Source organism: Myroides gitamensis (assembly GCF_029894455.1).
Classification (GTDB): domain Bacteria; phylum Bacteroidota; class Bacteroidia; order Flavobacteriales; family Flavobacteriaceae; genus Flavobacterium; species Flavobacterium odoratum.
Genome location: NZ_JARYHN010000001.1, coordinates 3,007,285 through 3,027,072, shown reverse-complemented (window position 1 = coordinate 3,027,072; position 19,788 = coordinate 3,007,285). Strand labels below are relative to the sequence as shown.

The 19,788-nt window shown below is 36.7% G+C and carries 15 protein-coding genes and 2 tRNA genes; 8 read left to right on the top strand and 9 right to left on the bottom strand.

Annotation, left to right across the window (positions count from 1 at the left end; genetic code table 11):
• Window positions 1-207 precede the first annotated feature (207 nt).
• Both mfd and M2306_RS13490 read right to left on the bottom strand, forming a co-directional pair.
• Window positions 208-3,567, bottom strand: a complete 3,360-nt coding sequence (mfd, locus tag M2306_RS13495) for a transcription-repair coupling factor (RefSeq protein ID WP_259187593.1) — start codon at window positions 3,565-3,567, stop codon at window positions 208-210.
• A gap of 3 nt (window positions 3,568-3,570) precedes the next feature.
• The gene (locus M2306_RS13490; protein WP_115092252.1) at window positions 3,571-4,173 is read right to left on the bottom strand and encodes a hypothetical protein; all 603 of its coding nucleotides are present in this window, start codon (window positions 4,171-4,173) and stop codon (window positions 3,571-3,573) included.
• Window positions 4,174-4,369: 196 nt separating this feature from the next.
• Between M2306_RS13490 and M2306_RS13485 the strand changes: the two genes are divergently transcribed.
• Entirely contained in the window at window positions 4,370-5,323 is a 954-nt protein-coding gene (locus M2306_RS13485) for an NAD-dependent epimerase/dehydratase family protein (RefSeq protein ID WP_002989203.1), read from the top strand.
• Window positions 5,324-5,468: 145 nt separating this feature from the next.
• Here the strand turns inward: M2306_RS13485 and M2306_RS13480 are convergent, their stop codons facing one another.
• Window positions 5,469-5,645 (bottom strand): hypothetical protein, encoded by a 177-nt coding sequence (locus tag M2306_RS13480; protein ID WP_181816749.1) that lies wholly within the window; start codon window positions 5,643-5,645, stop codon window positions 5,469-5,471.
• Between the two features lie 195 nt (window positions 5,646-5,840).
• Here M2306_RS13480 and M2306_RS13475 point away from each other — a divergent pair, with 195 nt between their 5' ends.
• From M2306_RS13475 to M2306_RS13460, 4 genes are all read left to right on the top strand, one after another.
• Window positions 5,841-7,133, top strand: coding sequence for an aldehyde dehydrogenase family protein (locus M2306_RS13475; protein ID WP_259187594.1), 1,293 nt, complete (start codon window positions 5,841-5,843; stop codon window positions 7,131-7,133).
• A gap of 23 nt (window positions 7,134-7,156) precedes the next feature.
• Window positions 7,157-7,807: a trimeric intracellular cation channel family protein gene (locus tag M2306_RS13470; protein WP_115092253.1), complete on the top strand. Its 651-nt coding sequence runs from the start codon at window positions 7,157-7,159 to the stop codon at window positions 7,805-7,807.
• 82 nt (window positions 7,808-7,889) lie between these two features.
• Window positions 7,890-7,963 (top strand) — tRNA-Asn (locus M2306_RS13465).
• A 49-nt stretch (window positions 7,964-8,012) separates the two neighbouring features.
• Window positions 8,013-8,086, top strand: a tRNA-Asn gene (locus tag M2306_RS13460).
• Window positions 8,087-8,730: 644 nt separating this feature from the next.
• Here the strand turns inward: M2306_RS13460 and M2306_RS13455 are convergent.
• The 5 genes from M2306_RS13455 to M2306_RS13435 form a co-directional block, all read right to left on the bottom strand.
• Window positions 8,731-9,012, bottom strand: coding sequence for a F0F1 ATP synthase subunit delta/epsilon (locus M2306_RS13455; protein WP_002989214.1), 282 nt, complete (start codon window positions 9,010-9,012; stop codon window positions 8,731-8,733).
• 23 nt (window positions 9,013-9,035) lie between these two features.
• The gene (atpD, locus tag M2306_RS13450; RefSeq protein ID WP_115092254.1) at window positions 9,036-10,547 is read right to left on the bottom strand and encodes a F0F1 ATP synthase subunit beta; all 1,512 of its coding nucleotides are present in this window, start codon (window positions 10,545-10,547) and stop codon (window positions 9,036-9,038) included.
• Window positions 10,548-10,700: 153 nt separating this feature from the next.
• Window positions 10,701-12,545 (bottom strand): glutamine--fructose-6-phosphate transaminase (isomerizing), encoded by a 1,845-nt coding sequence (gene glmS / locus M2306_RS13445; protein WP_115092255.1) that lies wholly within the window; start codon window positions 12,543-12,545, stop codon window positions 10,701-10,703.
• 6 nt (window positions 12,546-12,551) lie between these two features.
• On the bottom strand, window positions 12,552-14,204 hold the full coding sequence (locus M2306_RS13440) for a DUF4270 domain-containing protein (protein ID WP_259187595.1): 1,653 nt from the start codon (window positions 14,202-14,204) through the stop codon (window positions 12,552-12,554).
• Window positions 14,205-14,231: 27 nt separating this feature from the next.
• Entirely contained in the window at window positions 14,232-15,035 is an 804-nt protein-coding gene (locus M2306_RS13435; RefSeq protein WP_036462935.1) for a glycogen/starch synthase, read from the bottom strand.
• A gap of 109 nt (window positions 15,036-15,144) precedes the next feature.
• Between M2306_RS13435 and panC the strand changes: the two genes are divergently transcribed.
• Genes panC through M2306_RS13420 form a run of 3 tightly spaced genes read left to right on the top strand, consistent with a single transcriptional unit; the run spans window position 15,145 to window position 17,330 of the window.
• A complete protein-coding gene (gene panC, locus M2306_RS13430) occupies window positions 15,145-15,993 on the top strand; it encodes a pantoate--beta-alanine ligase (RefSeq protein ID WP_259187596.1) in 849 nt (282 codons plus the stop codon).
• A gap of 11 nt (window positions 15,994-16,004) precedes the next feature.
• Window positions 16,005-16,355 (top strand): aspartate 1-decarboxylase, encoded by a 351-nt coding sequence (gene panD, locus M2306_RS13425; RefSeq protein WP_002989232.1) that lies wholly within the window; start codon window positions 16,005-16,007, stop codon window positions 16,353-16,355.
• Window positions 16,356-16,412: 57 nt separating this feature from the next.
• Window positions 16,413-17,330 (top strand): lysylphosphatidylglycerol synthase transmembrane domain-containing protein, encoded by a 918-nt coding sequence (locus tag M2306_RS13420; protein ID WP_374759758.1) that lies wholly within the window; start codon window positions 16,413-16,415, stop codon window positions 17,328-17,330.
• Window positions 17,331-17,332: 2 nt separating this feature from the next.
• Here the strand turns inward: M2306_RS13420 and M2306_RS13415 are convergent, their stop codons facing one another.
• Window positions 17,333-19,684 (bottom strand): TonB-dependent receptor domain-containing protein, encoded by a 2,352-nt coding sequence (locus tag M2306_RS13415; RefSeq protein ID WP_259187597.1) that lies wholly within the window; start codon window positions 19,682-19,684, stop codon window positions 17,333-17,335.
• Between the last annotated feature and the right edge of the window lie 104 nt (window positions 19,685-19,788).

The window sequence follows — 19,788 nt, the reverse complement described above, 5'->3', positions numbered from 1 at the left end:
GGGCGACATACTGGGTGTGATAAGCGGAATGGAAATATAGAGGAGTTTATTAAATGCCAATGTCTAACCCACAGTTTGTTTTTTGCAAGAGGCTTTTTTGCTTTTTCGTGAAGTTGTAAGATTTATCGATTAAAGAAGGAACTCTGTTTTCATTCACCCATAACCTTAACCCTTAACCCTTAACTCACACCCCATAATCCATAACTCCTAACCCATTTCATCAATTCCCGCTAAATATTCCAACGCTTTTTTAATCGATTTGACTTGTTCAAAAGACAACATCAAGCGCAAGCCATTTTTCGTTTCTTTTTCTCGCATTTTACACACGTGAGAACTTTGCTGTACAAAGGTCAAGACTTGTCTAAACTTAGGCGAGGTATAGTATCCCGATTTTTGATCGCCAATAAAATAGCAAATCATTTTCCCTTGTTTTAAGATCACTTTCTCAATCCCAAGGTTACTAGCATGCCATTTGATACGCAAACTGTCTAAAAGCGCAACAGCTTGTCTTGGAAGAGGTCCAAAACGGTCAATCAAGCGTTGTTCGTATGCTTTTAATACGGGTTCTGTAGCAATGGTGCTCAATTCATTGTATAAGTTTAGGCGCTCTGAAATATTGTTGACATACTCATCTGGAAATAAGATTTCAAAATCAGTATCAATTTGACAATCGCGTACAAATACCTTGTTTTCTTCTTTTTTATCTTCGAGGTATAAATCTTTGAATTCATTTTCTTTTAATTCTTCAATCGCCTCTTGCATGATTTTTTGGTAGGTTTCAAAACCAATCTCATTGATGAAACCACTTTGTTCACCACCTAAAATATCCCCAGCTCCTCGAATTTCTAAATCTTTCATTGCAATATTGAATCCACTACCTAGGTCGCTAAACTGCTCTAAAGCTTGGATTCGTTTGCGGGCTTCTTCCGTCATAGCAGAATACGGAGGGCAGATGAAGTAACAGAAGGCTTTCTTATTGCTTCGTCCAACGCGCCCACGCATCTGATGTAAATCAGACAAACCGAAATTATTCGCATTGTTGATTAAAATCGTATTCGCATTGGGAACGTCCAAACCACTTTCAATAATTGTAGTAGCGACGAGCACATCAAATTCACCATCCATAAAAGCGAGCATCAATTCTTCCAGTTTCTTGCCATCCATTTGTCCATGACCAACACCCACTTTTGCATCAGGAACTAAACGTTGAATCATCCCCGCTACTTCGCGTATATTCTCAATTCGATTATTGATGAAATACACTTGTCCGCCACGTTCCAATTCATACGCAACAGCATCGCGTATAATCTCCTCATTAAATCCAACAACATTGGTGTCAATTGGATAACGATTGGGTGGAGGTGTTGTGATAACAGATAAATCACGTGCTGCCATTAATGAAAATTGAAGTGTTCTCGGAATAGGGGTTGCGGTTAAAGTAAGCGTATCCACATTCTCAGAAATCGTCTTTAATTTATCTTTTACAGCTACACCAAACTTTTGTTCCTCATCAATGATAAGTAGTCCTAAATCTTTGAAAACTACATTTTTGTTTACCAATTGATGCGTTCCAATGATTATGTCGATTTGTCCTGCTTCCAAATCACGTAGGATATCGCTTTTTTGCTTAGCTGTTCGGAAGCGATTAATATAACTCACGCGAACAGGCATGTCTTTCAAACGCTCAGAAAACGTTTTAAAATGCTGAAAGGCTAAGATTGTCGTCGGTACAAGAATAGCAACTTGTTTACCATTATCAACCATTTTGAAGGCTGCGCGAATGGCAACCTCTGTTTTCCCAAATCCTACATCTCCACAAACTAAACGGTCCATAGGACGATCCAGTTCCATATCGGCTTTTACTTCCTGTGTCGCTTTTAATTGATCTGGCGTATCTTCATAGATAAACGAACTTTCCAACTCATGTTGCAAATAGCTATCTGGCGCACAAGCAAACCCTTTTTGTGTTCGTCTCTTGGCGTATAATTGAATCAAGTTAAACGCAATATTTTTAACTCGTGCTTTCGTTTTTGTTTTTAAGTTTTTCCAAGCAGAAGAACCTAATTTGTGAATTTTAGGAACAGCACCATCTTTTCCATTGTACTTGGCAATCTTGTGTAAAGAGTGAATACTCACATAGACAATATCATTATCCGCATACACTAATTTGATAGCCTCTTGTGTTTTGCCTTCTACTTGAATTTTTTGTAAGCCACCAAATTTTCCAATTCCATGATCAATATGCGTTACATAATCACCAACCGTAAGGGAAGAGATTTCTTTCAGCGTAATGGTCTGTTTTTTGGTGTAGCCATTTTTGAGGGTGAACTTGTGGTATCGCTCAAAAATTTGATGATCTGTATAACAGGCAATTTGCTTCTCTTCATCAATGAACCCTTGATAAATAGGGTTAACAATGGTTTTATATTGTTGTACCACTTGATTCTGGTTTTCATCGCGCATAGCATCAAAAATATCCTTGAATCGACGCGCTTGATTTTCATTGGCACAGAATAAATAATTGGTATAACCATGATCCGAATTATCATTCAGGTTGCGTACCAGTAAATCAAATTGCTTATTGAAAGACGGTTGCGGTTTGGTGTGAAACACATACTGTTTTTTAGGCGTAATGTGTTTGCTATCTGTGAGCTCAATGTAATTGAATAATTCCGCCTGACGTAAAAAAGTGTCTCCATGAAGGAACATCTCATTCGGATTAGAATACTTGAGCTCTTTATTTAATTTTGCAAAAATGGTCTGGGCTTTTTCAAAATTGTGATTCAATTGATCCACAATAAAAGCCGTGTTTTGTGCGAAAACAACTGTTTTTTCGGAAACATATTCCAAGAAACTTTCTCTTGTTTCAGCAGTGAATTTATTCTCAACATTGGGAATAATGGTGATTTTCTTCTGCTTATCAACAGATAATTGCGTTTCTACATCAAAGGTTCGAATACTGTCAATCTCATCCCCAAAAAATTCAATACGATACGGGTTGTCATTGGAAAAAGAAAAGACATCGATGATTCCTCCGCGGAGAGAAAACTCTCCAGGTTCAGCAACGAAGTCTACGCGTTTGAAGTTATATTCGAATAGGGTTTCATTTACGAAATCAATCGACAACTGATCTCCAACCTGTACTTTTAGCGTATTTTTTTCTAATACCTTTTTGGTAACTACTTTTTCAAAAATGGCTTCCGCATAAGAAACAATAATCGCTGGTTTTTTGCGAGAGCTAATGCGATTTAATACTTCTGCACGCAAGAGGACATTCGCATTGTCTGTCTCTTCAATTTGATAAGGACGGCGATATGACCCTGGGTAGAAGAGTACATCCTGCTTGTTGATCAAGTGTTCTAAATCATTGAGGTAGTATGCCGCTTCTTCTTTGTCGTTGAAAACTAATAAAAAGGGAAGTTCAGTCTGACGAAAGAGACTCTCCAGCTGAAAAGATAGGGCAGATCCTAGTATACCTTTAAAAAGTATGGGTTGTCGACTATTTAATAAATCTTGTACAACTTGTTGGGTTTGTACAGCCTCATTAAAATATTGTTTTAATTCCATAGGTTATTCTAATTCTTCTTCGGGATTTGCTTTTCGCATATCATTTCTAAATTCTTCCATTTCCTCCAACATCGCATCTTCTCCTGCTTCTTTTGCATAGTTTTGACGAACTAAATTTTCGTCCATCATACGCACGATATCATCTAAATTAAGCTGAATATTGTCTAGCCACTTGTCGACTTTTTCAATGTCTACAGGATTTAGATTGATATACATATCCAGATTCTGGAAAGATGTCAGAAGCGTTGAGTATCTGATTTTGATATCCGGAGTGTCTAAGGCAGAAGGATACCCTTGGTACGGAAGGTTTTCTGCTATTTCACTAAGGGTAATCGCCTTTTTTTGGAAGGCACCAATCGTTGATACAGGGCGTAATTTTAATTCATTGATTAGATTTGTCCACGCTTTCCAATCTTCGAGAATGGGAGTTAGCTCTTTCGAAGCTTTAGGAATTTTAAACTTCCATTCTTTCATTAAATGCGTAAATACACTATCGTTGTATTGTTGTAATTTGGTTTGCTCTATGGCACTTTGATCCACTTCTTTCTTACAAGAAGTAAGATTCAAACTAAGTACCACCAGTATAATCGTCCAAATGTTTTTCATATCCTTGAATTTCAAACCTCAAATTTACGAATGTTATTGAATTTATTCGACTTGCTTTGCGATAAACCATAGCGAATTTCAACCAATTGATAGCAGAATAAGGCAATATTTTATTTGTTCTCTGATAGAAATGTCCTTTTTTACGTTGATTTATTGTCTAGCAACGGCTATATTTGTGCAACTAAATACAAAACAAATGGGAACCAAAATATTAATTATTGGAGCTTGTGGACAAATTGGCTCTGAACTTACGTTAAAGTTGCGTGGTATCTATGGAAATGAGAACGTTATCGCTTCAGATATTAGAGAAGGAAATGAAGCTTTGATGAGCTCAGGACCTTTTGAAATTGTCAATGCAATGGAGTTTGATGCCGTTGCGCAGGTGATTGAGAAGCATCAAGTAGAAGAGGTTTATTTAATGGCTGCTTTGCTTTCTGCAACTGCAGAGAAAAATCCAGCTTTTGCTTGGGAATTAAACATGAACTCTCTATTTCACGTTTTAAATTTAGCGAAAGAAGGAAAAATTAAAAAAATATTTTGGCCATCTTCAATCGCTGTATTTGGACCAACTACTCCAAGAGAGAATACTCCGCAGTACACAGTAATGGAACCAAGTACAGTATATGGAATCTCAAAACAAACTGGAGAGCGTTGGTGTGAATATTACTTCAATAAATACGGAGTAGATGTACGCAGTATCCGTTACCCAGGTTTGATTTCATGGACAACTCCTCCAGGTGGTGGAACGACAGATTATGCAGTGGATATTTTTTATAAAGCAATTGAAGATAAACACTACAACTGTTTCCTATCAGAGCAAACAGGATTGCCAATGATGTATATGGATGATGCTTTAGATGCGACAGTGGGAATCATGCAAGCACCAAAAGAAGCAATTAAAATTCGCTCTTCATACAATTTAGGTGGAATCTCATTTACGCCTGAAGAAATTGCTGCAGAGATTACGAAGCATATTCCTGATTTTACAATTGCTTATGAACCAGATTTCCGTCAAGCTATTGCAGACAGCTGGCCAGCGAGTATTGATGACAGCCGTGCGCAACAAGATTGGAACTGGAAACACAAGTATGACTTATCTTCTATGACGGAAGTAATGCTTGAAAACCTAAGTAAAGTTTTAAAGAAATAGAACGCGAACTACTTTGAAAAGAGTAGTTGATGTATAGATACAGAAACAGTGATAAGCAGTAGCTTATTGCTGTTTTTTTGTGTTTTGATTTTTGTAAGGCTACGTTTCTCGTACTTTATAAAACCGTCCACTGTCCACTGTCAACCTATTTCTTGCGCAGTTTTGTGAATACTAAATGATATAAAGAAACAACGATAAAAGCGAATCCAATTAAGATAACTGCGGTGCTGATTCCCGTGGTGATGATTTGTGTGGCTTTTAAAACCAAGCTTAAAGCAAAAAGTACGAGTCCGAAGGCTAAGAGTTTTACATTTTTATCCATGATTGTATAATTTGTTTCTACAAAGATAAGCGTTATATTGAAAGGATGACTTTTCTAATTTTGATCGCTGTATAGATTTTTTTTCTGTGGAGTAGATCAAAAGTGAATTTGAAAAAGAATCTTGTCTTTTTTTTAGTAAGAAGTAAGATTAGTGTAGATGATGTTGTAAATTTAGGAGATAAAAGACGCATTAATATGAAAAAAGAAGTAGAAATTAGAATAGAACAGGCGGAAAATGCTTATCAAAGATGGAGCAAAATTGCCTTAGAGGAGCGCATAGAATACCTCAAAAAAGTAAAAGAAAAGCTGTTGCTTAACAAAGAGCGATATGGTGCGGTGATTACGCAAGATATGTTCAAGCCTTTGAGTCAAGCGATTGCTGAAGTAGAAAAAAGTGCAACCCTGATTGATTATTATATTGAAGAAGGAAAAGAGATTTTGCAAGGACGTCACATCCAAACGAAATGGTCTGAAACTTATATTGTACATGATCCAATGGGTGTTATCTTAGGCGTAATGCCTTGGAATTATCCGTTTTGGCAAGTATTTCGCTTTGCTATTCCTACACTATTAGCTGGAAATACCGTTTTGCTTAAGCATGCGAGTAATGTGCCTTTTTCGGCGAAGGCATTAGAATCTTGCTTTGCTGTAGAAGGTTTCGAGCAAGTTTATTTCAACTTGACGCTGCCAGGCAAAGAAGTGGAGGAAGTCATTGCACATCCTGCGGTAAAAGGCGTGTCCCTTACAGGAAGTGAACCTGCAGGAAGTGCGGTGGCACAGAAAGCAGGGAGTTTAATTAAACCGGTGTTGTTAGAGTTAGGTGGAAGCAATGCTTTTATTGTGACAGCAGATGTTGATTTGGATGAGATTATTCCACTTGCCGTAAATGCGCGTTTTCAGAATACAGGACAAAGTTGTATTGCCGCTAAGCGTTTCTTAGTACATGAATCTTTACGTGAAGAATTTACAACGCGATTAGCCAAAGAAGCCAAAAAACTAAAGCAGGGAGACGTCATGAATCTTTCTACAGGAATAGGTCTCATGGCAAGAGAAGATCTTGCAATTGAGCTAGAAACAATCTTAAATGAATCGGTTCGCTTGGGTGCTCATGTGGTTTGTGGAGGAAAGCGCGATAAGAATTGGTTTGAGCCTACAGTTTTAACGGATGTTACGGATCAAATGCCTGCTTTTACGCAAGAAACTTTTGGCCCGTTAGCGGTAGTAGTTGGATTTGATACTATTGAAGAAGCAATAGCCTTGAGCAATGATTCTCGTTTTGGTTTAGGAGTATCTATTTTTGGCAAAGATATTGAGGAGTTAAAAAAATGGGTACATCTATTTGATGATGGTGCAGTCTTTATTAATGAAATGGTCATCTCTGATCCTCGTGTGCCTTTTGGTGGGAATAAATTTTCAGGAATAGGAAGAGAAATGTCGGTAGAAGGATTGCTTGCTTTTGTCAACAAGAAGACCGTTGTAATTAAGTAATAGCGTGAAATACGGTTTGGTCTATGAATGAGTTAGTGGACACCTTTGTGGAGTTTTGGTTGACAATTAAGTTTGTCGATGTGATTGAATTTTTTGGAACTATTGCGTTTGCCATTTCGGGAATTCGTTTAGCTTCTGCTAAGAATGTGGATTGGTTCGGAGCTTTTGTGGTTGGGTTTGTTACCGCAACTGGAGGAGGTACCTTACGAGACATATTATTGGGGGTTACTCCCTTTTGGATGCTTACTAGTGTCTATATCTGGTGTACCATTGTTGCCTTGATGCTCGTGATTATGTTTCCACAGAAGTTGATTCGTTTAAATAATACGTTTCTATGGTTTGATAGTATAGGGTTGGGGTTATTCGTGGTGGTAGGAGCTGAAAAGACATTAGCATTGGGATATCCTTTTTGGGTAGTCGTTATTATGGCAACAATAACAGGTGTTGTAGGAGGTATGATTCGCGATATCTTAATCAATGAGATTCCGGCTATTTTTAGACAAGAATGGTATGCGTTAGCTTGTATTTTTGGGGTATTTATTTACTATATGCTACAAGCTATCGGTTTAGATGCTGTAATTGTTCAAATTTCTACTGCAGCCTCTGTTTTTGTAATTCGTTTGATAGCAACTCGTTATCGTTTGGGATTGCCCACACTCAAAGGAGAGAGCTGAAAAAAGTAAGTTTTTTTGTGCAAAATATTTGCAGAAAGCAGAAAACACACTATATTTGCATCGCAATAAAGGTAACACACCTTCCTCCTTAGCTCAGTTGGTTAGAGCATCTGACTGTTAATCAGAGGGTCCTTGGTTCGAGCCCAAGAGGGGGAGCAAAGCAAAAGCTTTAAACGTGTAACCTTTAGGTAGGTATAAAATACCTTCCTCCTTAGCTCAGTTGGTTAGAGCATCTGACTGTTAATCAGAGGGTCCTTGGTTCGAGCCCAAGAGGGGGAGCAAATAAAAAAAGCCTTACAAGATATCTTGTAAGGCTTTTTTTATTGCCTGTAATTAATCCGTGCTATGCTGAATGTAGTGAAAAATCGGATTTATAATTTTCATAATCTAGTCTCCTTCTTCTTTTTTTATTTGGTTAGCGTGTGTTGTCTTGTACATGCAATGCTATGGGTAAATAATTTTAATCAATTTATATAAGTTTTTAAGGCAGTTGGAAATTATTAAGTGATAGCTAAAGGCAAGAGCCTTTTAGTTTAAGTTGTGATGGAAGTACGAAGTATATTGATGATACTAAACTTCGAGGAGTAAATGAAGTTGATGCAGTGAGATGTCAAGGAAATCCTATTGTACATGTAGATTGTATTCAAAAAACTACGAAATCACGTTGTTCTTTAAGTAGCTAGGTGAATTAATATTACTTTTTAGGTAAGAAAGACTATGTAGCTGTCATAGGGAGTCTGCAATAGGCTCTCTTTTTTAGCTTTATAGGGCTTAATTTGATACTTCACTAGTAAGTTGTAGATAATTGCTAAGGATTACAATAATGGGCTAAAACGTAAGAAAAAAGGTATTCGCTAATTTGGATTTATAATAAAAAAGCCCGATTCGTTAGAATCGGGCTTTTTTTATGGGTTATTCGCTAATTAATTAGCTAAAATAATAATCTTGTTATCACTTAATTCAACTGTACCCATGTTGATAGGTAAGTGGTAGGTATCGTTGCTAACTTTAACGAACTTCGAATTAAATGGTTCTTTAATAGAAATGTTAGTTCCTGTAAACTTCACGTTTCCTTTTGTCAATAAAGAGACAATAGCCGCGTGATTGTTTAACATTTGAAACTCACCATTAACACCTGGAACCGATACAGAAGTAACTTCTCCAGCAAATAAGGTCGCTTCAGGTGATACAATTTCTAATCTCATAATAGTTGTTTTTTAAGTGATTATTAAACTTCAGCAAGCATTTTCTCTCCAGCTGCAATCGCTTCTTCGATTGAACCTTTTAAGTTGAAAGCTGCTTCTGGTAAATGGTCTAATTCACCATCAATAATCATATTGAAACCTTTGATTGTATCTTTAATATCTACAAGAACTCCTGGGATACCTGTAAATTGCTCAGCAACGTGGAATGGTTGAGATAAGAAACGTTGAACACGACGTGCTCTGTGTACTGCTAATTTATCTTCTTCAGATAACTCTTCCATACCTAAAATTGCAATAATATCTTGTAATTCTTTGTATTTCTGTAAGATTTCTTTTACACGTTGTGCACAAGCGTAGTGCTCATTTCCTAAAATTTCTGGAGATAAGATACGAGAAGTAGAATCTAATGGATCTACTGCAGGGTAAATACCTAACTCAGCAATTTTACGAGACAATACTGTTGTAGCATCTAAGTGGGCGAAAGTTGTAGCTGGCGCCGGGTCAGTTAAGTCATCCGCAGGTACATAAACCGCCTGAACTGATGTAATAGATCCTTTTGTAGTAGATGTAATACGCTCTTGCATTGCACCCATTTCTGTTGCTAATGTCGGTTGGTATCCTACTGCTGATGGCATACGTCCTAATAACGCTGATACCTCAGATCCTGCTTGTGTAAAACGGAAGATGTTGTCAACGAAGAAAAGTACGTCTTTTCCTTGGTCGTCTCCAGCACCATCACGGAAGAACTCAGCAATTGTTAATCCTGATAAGGCAACACGTGCACGTGCTCCTGGTGGCTCATTCATCTGACCGAATAAGAAAGTACATTTAGAGTCTTTCATTAATTCACGGTCAACTTTTGATAAGTCCCAACCTCCATTTTCCATAGAATGCATAAAGTCATCACCATACTTGATAATTCCTGACTCTAACATCTCACGTAGTAAGTCGTTTCCTTCACGTGTACGCTCTCCAACTCCTGCGAATACAGAAAGTCCACCGTGACCTTTTGCGATATTGTTAATTAACTCTTGAATCAATACTGTTTTACCTACTCCAGCTCCACCGAATAATCCAATTTTACCCCCTTTTGCATAAGGCTCAATTAAATCGATTACTTTAATTCCAGTGAATAATACTTCTGTAGATGTAGATAAATCTTCGAATTTCGGTGCAGGTCTGTGGATTGGTAATCCGTTCGCTCCTGCTTTTGGTAAGTTACCAAGACCGTCAATAGCGTCTCCAACAACATTAAACAATCTACCAAATACCTCTTTTCCAACTGGAACTTGAATAGGAGATCCTGTAGCAGCTACTGCGTAACCTCTACTTAATCCGTCTGTTGAGTCCATTGAAATTGTACGAACTGTATCTTCTCCAATGTGTGATTGTACTTCAAGTACTAATTTAGAACCATCTGGTTTAGTGATTTCTAATGAATCATAAATTTTTGGAAGTTCGGCATTCTCAGTGTTGAAGACTACGTCAACTACTGGTCCGATAACTTGCGCAACTTTTCCTGTAACTTTAGACATTGCTTATGTATTTATTTAACAGCTATTTACGTTTAGTGAAAAAAACTACTTTTTCAGAGTGCAAAGATAGTTTTTTTCTCTTAATATGAAAATGATTAAAAATTTATTTATATATAAAAAAATGCGAGCCCGATTTGGGTTCGCATTTTATAGTTATTCAACCGTTACAGACTTCGCTAAATTACGAGGCTGATCAACGTTACACGCTCTTAAAACTGCAATGTGATACGACAATAATTGTAGTGAAATTGTTGTTAAAATAGGCGTTAACGCTTCTGAAATACCTGGTACTTCAATTACGTGATCCGCTAATTCTCTCACTTGTCTATCTCCTTTGGTTACAACGGCAATGATTTTTCCACTGCGCGCTTTAATTTCTTGGATGTTACTTACCACTTTGTCATAGTGCATTTGATCGGGTGCAATTACAATAACAGGCATATGCTCGTCAATTAATGCAATTGGACCGTGTTTCATCTCTGCAGCTGGATAACCTTCTGCATGGATATATGATATTTCCTTTAGTTTTAAAGCTCCTTCTAAGGCAACTGGATAGTTGTACCCTCTTCCAAGATATAAACAGTTTGTAGCGTCTTTATAGACTTCTGCAATCTTTAAAACTTCTTGGTTTTGTACTAATGCTTCTTTTACGCGTTCAGGGATTAGTTCTAATTCGTGTAAATATTTTAAATACTCTGAATTAGATAAAGATCCTTTGGATTTAGCTAAACGCAAAGCAATTAAAGTTAGCACTGTAATTTGCGTAGTGAATGCTTTAGTTGATGCAACTCCAATTTCTGGACCCGCATGTGTATAAGCTCCTGCGTGTGTTTCTCTTGATATTGAAGACCCTACTACATTACAAACACCAAAAACGAAAGCACCTTTAGTTTTTGCCAATTTAATAGCTGCTAAGGTATCTGCTGTTTCTCCTGATTGTGAGATTGCAATGATGACATCATCACTACTGATGATTGGATTTCTGTAGCGGAATTCAGAAGCATATTCTACTTCAACAGGGATTCTTGCAAACTCCTCAATGATGTATTCTGCTACTAATCCAGCATGCCAAGATGTTCCACAAGCAACAATAACGATGCGTTTTGCATTGAGGAATTTATCTAGGTTGTCTTCGATACCCGCCATTTTAATTAAGCCCTGATCAGCAAGTAAACGCCCTCTAAATGTATCGCGGATTACGTCTGGTTGTTCGTAAATCTCTTTCAACATAAAGTGATCGTATCCGTTTTTCTCAATTTGCTCTAAGTTCAATTGAAGCTCTTGAGCATAATGATTAACCAAAGAGTCATCTTTGATTTTGCGGATATTTAATGGCTTGTGTAAGCGAATAATAGCCATTTCTTCGTCTTCTAAATAGATAGCATTATTCGTGTATTCGATAAAAGGAGAAGCGTCAGAGGTAATGAAGTACTCATTTTCACCAATTCCAATAGCTAAGGGGCTACCTAAACGAGCCGCTACAATTTCATTGGGTTTTTTGATATCCATTACAGCAATTGCGTAAGCCCCAATAACTTGGTTTAATGCAATTTGAACTGCTTTTCCTAGTTTTACTTTTTGCGTTTTTTGAACGTCTTCTATCAAGTTAATTAATACTTCGGTATCTGTTTCTGAATGAAAGATATAACCGCGTTTGATTAATTCTTGTTTTAATGAATCATAGTTTTCAATGATTCCATTGTGTATAATGACTAATTCACCTGAGTTGGAAAAATGAGGGTGCGAATTTACATCATTAGGTACACCGTGTGTTGCCCAACGTGTATGACCAATTCCTATTGTCCCTTTCTTAATTGCATCTGTAGCTTTTTCTTCTAAATCAGCAACTTTTCCTTTTGTTTTGCAAAGATTAATCGTTTCTCCATCAAAAACAGCTAATCCAGCACTATCGTATCCACGATATTCTAGTCTAGTTAGTCCTTTGATGATTACCGGATATGCATCTCTATGCCCTATGTATCCAACGATTCCACACATAAATAATTAGTTTTTAGTTTTAGTATAAAATATTTGCAGTGTCATTTTTTTGTCTGAGTTAGTATTCGTTCCGTAAACTACGGTACCCATAGGGTATGCTGCCGACAGTGTAGGCACGTAAGTTACGTTTTCAGGTGTGTTAGGTATTTCTGTCTTTAATTTGCTATTGATTCCTTTTGTAACGGTGTTTAATAAAACATCGTTGTAATTATAGGTTGCAGCAATTGCTAATTTTGGACTTTTTAATTCTTTGCTTTTTAATAGCGTACGAATATATTCTGTGATTCTAAACTTGTAAAAGTTTCCTTTTACTTTCGTTTCTTCATTCGCTGTTTGGTAAATTCCTCCATATACCAATTTGCTGTAATCTGCATTGGCACTATTGTCATTCAAGAAGTCAGAAACAGGCGTTCCGTTGTCATAGTTATACAAATATAGACGCTGAGGAATTTGATTCTTGTTCATGGTTGCTTGATCAACATGAACAGTTAGAATTGCATCGTTAATTAAGTATTCTTTCTCTTTAAGCGCTTTTAATTCTTCAAAACCATTGGCACTGAATAAATCAATAACGGCAACATTTCCTTCACTTCCTTTGATATACAAAAACGGGTCCCCATTGATTTTGTCTCCTTCTTGCGTATGCGTATTTCCTTCTGTAGTGGTTAAACTGACATTGATATGAGAATCGAATGAACTATCACTTACAGCATCTTTCGTGAATGGAAGTGTGATACTTAAACGTTGTGTTTTCTTGATTTTTTCTCCTTCGTTATTTGTTTCTTCAATTTCTTGGTGGTATTTAATCACCATTTTACCTTGGGCAATATTCAGTAAGCCTAAAGCGCCTATTGAACTATTTCCTGTAGCTTTGAAATACAAACCGCGGAAGTGGTTTTTAAACTGAGATTGATCTTTGTAAAGGTCTGTATTGTCTACGAATTTCTTGAAATAATCCTTGTTTAAGTCTAACCATACTCCAGGAGCTAATCGTTCTTGTTCAGTCGGTTTATTTGTCTTTTCATCATATACAATATTCCCTTTGTCATCTCTTTTGTAAATGATAATGTTTCGCTTAGTAAAAGAAAAATCAGTATTCTGCTTGGTGTCGTTTGAATTATTTAGAAGGGTTGGCTTCTTAAATTGTTCAAACTGTGCTGTAGCATCAGAAAAATATTCTAAATCTTTTCCTGTACCAGGATTCACATTGTTAAGATAATATCCGTTCTCATATACTTCTAAATTGAAGCTTCCATCTCCTGTTACGTTTAATAATTTGTAATACGTAATTTCATCTTCTACCTTGTCATATTGCGCATAGTAAGGAATATAAACATAAACCGAGTCAATAACCGCATTGCTTTTCATCAAATCAAAAGAAGTAGATGAAGACAGTACTTGTGTTACAAAACTGCTGTTTGTTCGACCAAATTCACCATTGTCAATTGAACCAAAAGGAACGTTAGGTAAATTTTTGGTACTCAAAGCACCATAAGGTTGGGTGTAAGCTGTTATATTTTGAACTTGATAGGTGTCAATATTTAAGTTGTTATCTCCGATGATATCTCCTCCAACTTCACTGAAATCTTTGTCACATGATTGTAAACTAGCCATACCTGCTAGAATTACGAATGTTTTTACGATGCTTTTATAATTCATCTACTAAATCGAATATATGCGTTAGTATTATAAAAATTGGTTATAAAAAGTAGTATATGCCTCAGCAAATGCTTCTTTAGTAGCGTAAGGTAAGAAAGGTTTATTAGAAGATTCTATATATTTTGTTAAATCTAAAGGGATGTTCTCAGACGCAAGAATCACTCCATCAGAATTCTTAACCGCATTAACCATTATGTTGTGATACGTTGCTTTTTCGAAATCAGCAATATCTTCTTTTGGCAAGTTGTCAAAGGCAACTTTGGTATGCATAGATGTGCTTAAAGCACCTTCAAATCCTTCATCAAAAATAGAAGTTACAATTTTTGTGTCAGCAAAAATCGCTTCATCTCTATAGTAATTTTTTAAATAAGTTGGCAATAGCGAAGCCATCCAACCTTGTACGTGGATGATATCCGGAACCCAGTTTAATTTTTTAATTGTCTCTATTACGCCTTTCGTAAAGAAAATAGCTCTCTCATCATTATCTGGGTAAAGAACGCCATCCTCGTCCGAAAACGTTGATTTTCTTTTAAAGTATTCATCGTTATCAATGAAGTAAACCTGAATTCGCTCTTTCGGTATAGAAGCTACCTTGATAATCAAAGGCATATCCATATCATTTACGACAAGATTCATCCCCGATAGGCGGATTACTTCATGTAATTGATGTCTTCTTTCATTGATGCTACCGTATTTCGGCATAAAAATTCTTATTTGCCCTCCCTGTTCATTAATCATTTTAGGCGCATCATAAGACATTAATGAAACTTCATTTTCTGCTAAATAAGGTACCACTTCAGATGATACGTACAATATCCTCTTATCTTTCATCTTCAAAAATAGTTTCTGTTGAAATAAATAAAACTGTGCAAATTTACGAAATTTTATGGAGTTATTTCTCGAATTAACTAATTTTGCCATTATTTAAAACGCGAAGCAGATGTTTCTTTTTCATACAAAAGTCGAATTACAAGCTTATTTAGAGACTTTTCACAAGACGAACCAATCAATTGGTTTAGTGCCTACAATGGGGGCTATACACCGTGGACACCTTTCTTTGATGGAACAATCCCTACAAGAAAATGGTTGTACAGTAGTTAGTATCTTTGTTAATCCGACGCAGTTCAATAATGCAGAAGATTTAGCAAAATATCCTCGAACTTTAGAGCGAGATTTAGAGATTATCCGCTCATTATCAGAACAAATTGTTGTTTTTTCACCTTCTGTAGAGGAAATTTACGCGGGTGAAACGGTAGCTAAAAAGTTCGATTATGACGGATTAGAATTCGAAATGGAGGGGGCACAACGACCTGGACATTTTGATGGTGTTGGTACAATTGTCAAAAAACTTTTTGACTTGGTTGAGCCGACTAAAGCTTATTTTGGAGAGAAGGATTTTCAACAACTCCAAATCATCCGAAAATTGGTTGAAAAAGAACAGCTACCAGTTACAATTGTCGGTGTTCCGATCTTTAGAGCGACAGATGGCTTAGCAATGAGCTCTAGAAATGAACGTATTTCTACAACTGGATTGCACCAATCAACCTTTTTATATAAAGTTTTGAAACAAGCACAAGAATTGTTTAAAACGGAATCGATTGAAAAAGTTAATCAATTTGTTGAGTCTCAATTTAAAAATAATTCTACCTTTGACCTCGAATACTTTACAATTGCGGATGAGGAGACGCTAAAGGTGGCTACTGCTAAACAAGCAGGACATAAGTACAGAGGTTTCCTTGTAGCGCATATTGAAGGGGTTCGATTAATTGACAATTTATCTTTTAACTAAACTATCGCGACATGCAAGTTGAAGTAGTAAAATCAAAAATTCATCGTGTAACCGTAACAGGTGCCGATTTACATTATATTGGAAGTATTACCATAGACGAAGCTCTATTGGAAGCGGCCAATATGATTGAGGGTGAAAAAGTTTCTATTGTGAATATCAACAATGGAGAACGCTTTGAAACATATGCGATTCCTGGTCCTCGTAATAGCGGGGAAATTACTTTAAATGGGCCAGCAGCTCGTAAGGTACACCAAGGGGATATCGTTATCATTATTTCATATGGAATAATGGATTTTGAGGAAGCTAAAACATTTAGACCTTCTATTGTTTTTCCAAATGAAGAAAACAATAGTCTAACTTAATCCAGCATATTGAAGAAAACCGTTAATAAACTCATATCAATTATACTCCCACTTGCGTTGGGAGTTTTTTTAGTTTATTACGCTTTTGCTAAATTTACAAAAGAACAGATTGAAGAGATGGTCATGCACTTTAAAGGCGCGGATTACAGCTATATTATCATCGCTTCAATCTTTTCTATTATTAGCCTTTGGGCACGTGCGCATCGTTGGAAATACGCCTTGAATTATATGGGGTATACCTCTTCAACTGCGACGAATTTCATGGCGATCAACATTGGGTATCTCATGAATCTTACGGTGCCTCGTTCTGGAGAAGTTTCTCGCGCATTAGTACTGCAAAAATACCAGCAAATTCCCTTCGACAAGAGTTTTGGAAGTATTGTTTCTGAACGCGTAGTTGATTTAATTTGCTTGTTACTTTGTGTATGTACTGCGCTTATTTTACAGTATGGTGTACTCAAGGACTTCTTATTGCAATATGTTCCCGTAGATCAATTGATGTGGTTAGGACTTCTAGCTATTGTCGGATTTGCACTTGTGGTTGTTGTATTTATGTATGTAACCTGGAAGCCCATTACTTTTGTTAAACAGAAGCTTAAAGGGTTGGTTGAGGGAGTAAATAGCATTTTTAAAATGCCGACGAAAGTAGAGTTCTTATTTTTTACGCTAGTCATCTGGTTTGGATATATCGCTACGTTTTACTTTGGTACGTTGGCCTTAGCAGAAACGAGTGTATTGACCTTTCCGATGATTATGTCGGCCTTTGTGGCGGGAAGTTTTGCCGTATCCTTTACCAATGGCGGTTTTGGAGCTTTCCCCTTACTACTAGCAGAGTTATTGGTCTTGTACCATATTTCTACTGTTGCAGGAACCGCCTTTGGCTGGATTCTGTGGACAACACAAACGGCGATTGTCGTTGTTTTAGGTGCGTTGTCTTTCTTTTTACTACCTCTATATCACACAAGAAGAAGATAAGATTACATTCTTTCTAGTTCTTCTTCGTATGCATTTGCTCTTTGCTTCACTTTCAAGGTGCTATGCCCTAGTTTATAACTCGCTGAAAAGCGAATCGCACGATTGTCCCAATTATTTTGAAAGCGCTGCATGGCTTCTGTCGTTTCTTTATACGTAGAATACACGCTGTTTAACACATTGCTCAATTGAAGGGACAATTCCAGTTTCTTGTTAACTAAGAGATATTTTACATTCAAGTTTAAATCTGCATACGCCTTAGAATGAAAATTATCGGATACCCCTTTAAAACTCTGAGTATAATTAAATCCAGCAAATAAAGTTTGGGCAGTATTCAGAATAAAATCATTGGAGGTTGAAAAATAAGCGGCTGTTCCTTTTACTCGTTCTTCATTTTCTAAAATAGGAACTGCAGAAGAGTAAGTCAAGGTGAATTCATTCGAGCTGCTCCACCAGGACGTTGGCTTAAAGTAGATACTTTCTGACAAACCAATTTCTTTTACATCTACATAATTCATCCAAATGTAATTGTAGTTTTTAGTTTCGGCATCAATCTGAGAAACTTGTGAAATACCATCTTTCATTTGGCTGTAATACAACTTTGATTCTAATTTTTTATAGGTATAAATGAATTCTAAATTAGTGGTATAGGCTGGTTTTAAGAAAGGATTTCCCTCGTGATAGCTGTACGCATTGTACGTAGAACGCGTAGGATTTAAACTCTCAAAATTAGGTCGGTTAATTCGTCTCGCATAATTGAATCCCAACGTTTGGTCTTCTTTCAATTGATATTGGATATAAAGCGTCGGAAAGAATTTGACATAGTTATTTCTATTGGTTTGATCTAATGCTGAAGCATATCCTTTCGTTTGGGTGGCTTCTACGCGTAAACCCGCTTGAAGTGTCAAGGCATCTAACCAGGTTTTAGTACCAGAAACATAAACAGCCTGATTGTTTTCGGTATAATCAAATTGGTTGTTCTGCACGCCAGAAGGAAGAGTTGAATTGTAAATCAGCAATTTATTTTTTGTTTTTGAAGTAGCAAGTTTCGCCCCTACATTAAAAGTAAAACCTTGAAAGGGTAGATCTACATCTAATTTTCCGATATAATTGTCAATGGTATTTTGATTGTCATTTCCTCCTTGTAGCAAACTGTTGGGAATACTTTGATGCAAAGGATTGAGGGTTTCAGATGTGAAATTTCTGAAACTCGGCTGATCACTGCTGATGTAATCTAAATCTAACGTCAGTTTTTTTCCTAAAGTATCTAGTTTAATTTCATTAAAGTAGGATAGAATAAAACGGTCTGATTTGGATTGTTCCTTGGAATCTTCTGTAATATAAGAATGAATCCCATTTGGATTTAAACGCGTGGTTTTGCCTTCCATAATTCCTTTGAAATCATAGTTGTTTTTGGCTAATTTAATTCCCATTTCCCAGTTTTTACTCCATTGGTACGAGAGATCAAAATTGAGGTTGTTGTAGTTGTTTTTACCATCAGTTGTCGCTCTGCTTTCCCAAGTTTCATCTGTATAGAATAAATCATTACTCCAAGTTCGAAGAAAGCGTGCATCGCCAAAATTGGCCGTTGCTTTGGCTTTCCACCTTTTTTGGTTTAGATTAAAACCCGCATTGTAACGCAGCGTATTTCGCTTGCCACGTTGATAAGTAGAACCTACCGTTGCATTCCAGGTGTCTTTGGGTGTTTTTTTAGTTACAATATTGATGATACCACTATTTCCTTCCGCTTCATATTTAGCTGGAGGGGTAGTGATCACTTCAATGCTTTTTAAATCAGCACTACTGATGCTTTCTAAATAACGGGTAAGTTCATCTCCCGATAAATAGGTTGGTCGATCGTCAATTAATACCAAGACCTGATTTTTGCCAACAATGGAAATACCAGACGGAGAAACCTGAACGCCAGGGGTTACTTTTAATGCTTCTAATGCATTGCCACCGGTACCGACTACCGCCGATTCTAGATTAAAAACCAAACGATCAATTTTGCGTTCTACTAAACGTTTCTGCGCAACAATTTGCACTTCTTCTAGAAGCTTATTCGTCTCAATGCTAATTTTACCTAAGTCAGTATCTTGGGTAAGTTCAATATCCAGTTGATAGACTTCTTGGTTGTATTGGTGTAGTGTCAATTGGTAGGAAGCTGGTGTTAGGGCGAGAGTAAAACGGCCAGAGTCTTCCGTATAGGTTTGAACGAGTTCTTGTGATTGCTTATTGATGAATCGCACGGTTGTAAATTCAGTAGGTTGTTCTCCTTCATAAATCTGCCCTGTTACTTGAACAGTTTGACTAAATGAGAAAAGAGAAATCAAAAAAAAGAGGATGGTGTATTTCATGTTTATTTGTTTGAGACAAATATGCGAAAGTGCTGTTACGTAGTGTTTTTTTTTAGACCAACGAATCTTTTTTTCCGATGAGAAGTTGGTCGGATATTTTAGGA

What these genes read in the sequence shown, in the direction of transcription:
- mfd (WP_259187593.1), bottom strand. Translation starts at nt 3,567, where the DNA reads ATGGAATTAAAACAATATTTTAATGAGGCTGTACAAACCCAACAAGTT.
- M2306_RS13490 (WP_115092252.1), bottom strand. Translation starts at nt 4,173, where the DNA reads ATGAAAAACATTTGGACGATTATACTGGTGGTACTTAGTTTGAATCTT.
- M2306_RS13485 (WP_002989203.1), top strand. Translation starts at nt 4,370, where the DNA reads ATGGGAACCAAAATATTAATTATTGGAGCTTGTGGACAAATTGGCTCT.
- M2306_RS13480 (WP_181816749.1), bottom strand. Translation starts at nt 5,645, where the DNA reads ATGGATAAAAATGTAAAACTCTTAGCCTTCGGACTCGTACTTTTTGCT.
- M2306_RS13475 (WP_259187594.1), top strand. Translation starts at nt 5,841, where the DNA reads ATGAAAAAAGAAGTAGAAATTAGAATAGAACAGGCGGAAAATGCTTAT.
- M2306_RS13470 (WP_115092253.1), top strand. Translation starts at nt 7,157, where the DNA reads ATGAATGAGTTAGTGGACACCTTTGTGGAGTTTTGGTTGACAATTAAG.
- M2306_RS13455 (WP_002989214.1), bottom strand. Translation starts at nt 9,012, where the DNA reads ATGAGATTAGAAATTGTATCACCTGAAGCGACCTTATTTGCTGGAGAA.
- atpD (WP_115092254.1), bottom strand. Translation starts at nt 10,547, where the DNA reads ATGTCTAAAGTTACAGGAAAAGTTGCGCAAGTTATCGGACCAGTAGTT.
- glmS (WP_115092255.1), bottom strand. Translation starts at nt 12,545, where the DNA reads ATGTGTGGAATCGTTGGATACATAGGGCATAGAGATGCATATCCGGTA.
- M2306_RS13440 (WP_259187595.1), bottom strand. Translation starts at nt 14,204, where the DNA reads ATGAATTATAAAAGCATCGTAAAAACATTCGTAATTCTAGCAGGTATG.
- M2306_RS13435 (WP_036462935.1), bottom strand. Translation starts at nt 15,035, where the DNA reads ATGAAAGATAAGAGGATATTGTACGTATCATCTGAAGTGGTACCTTAT.
- panC (WP_259187596.1), top strand. Translation starts at nt 15,145, where the DNA reads ATGTTTCTTTTTCATACAAAAGTCGAATTACAAGCTTATTTAGAGACT.
- panD (WP_002989232.1), top strand. Translation starts at nt 16,005, where the DNA reads ATGCAAGTTGAAGTAGTAAAATCAAAAATTCATCGTGTAACCGTAACA.
- M2306_RS13415 (WP_259187597.1), bottom strand. Translation starts at nt 19,684, where the DNA reads ATGAAATACACCATCCTCTTTTTTTTGATTTCTCTTTTCTCATTTAGT.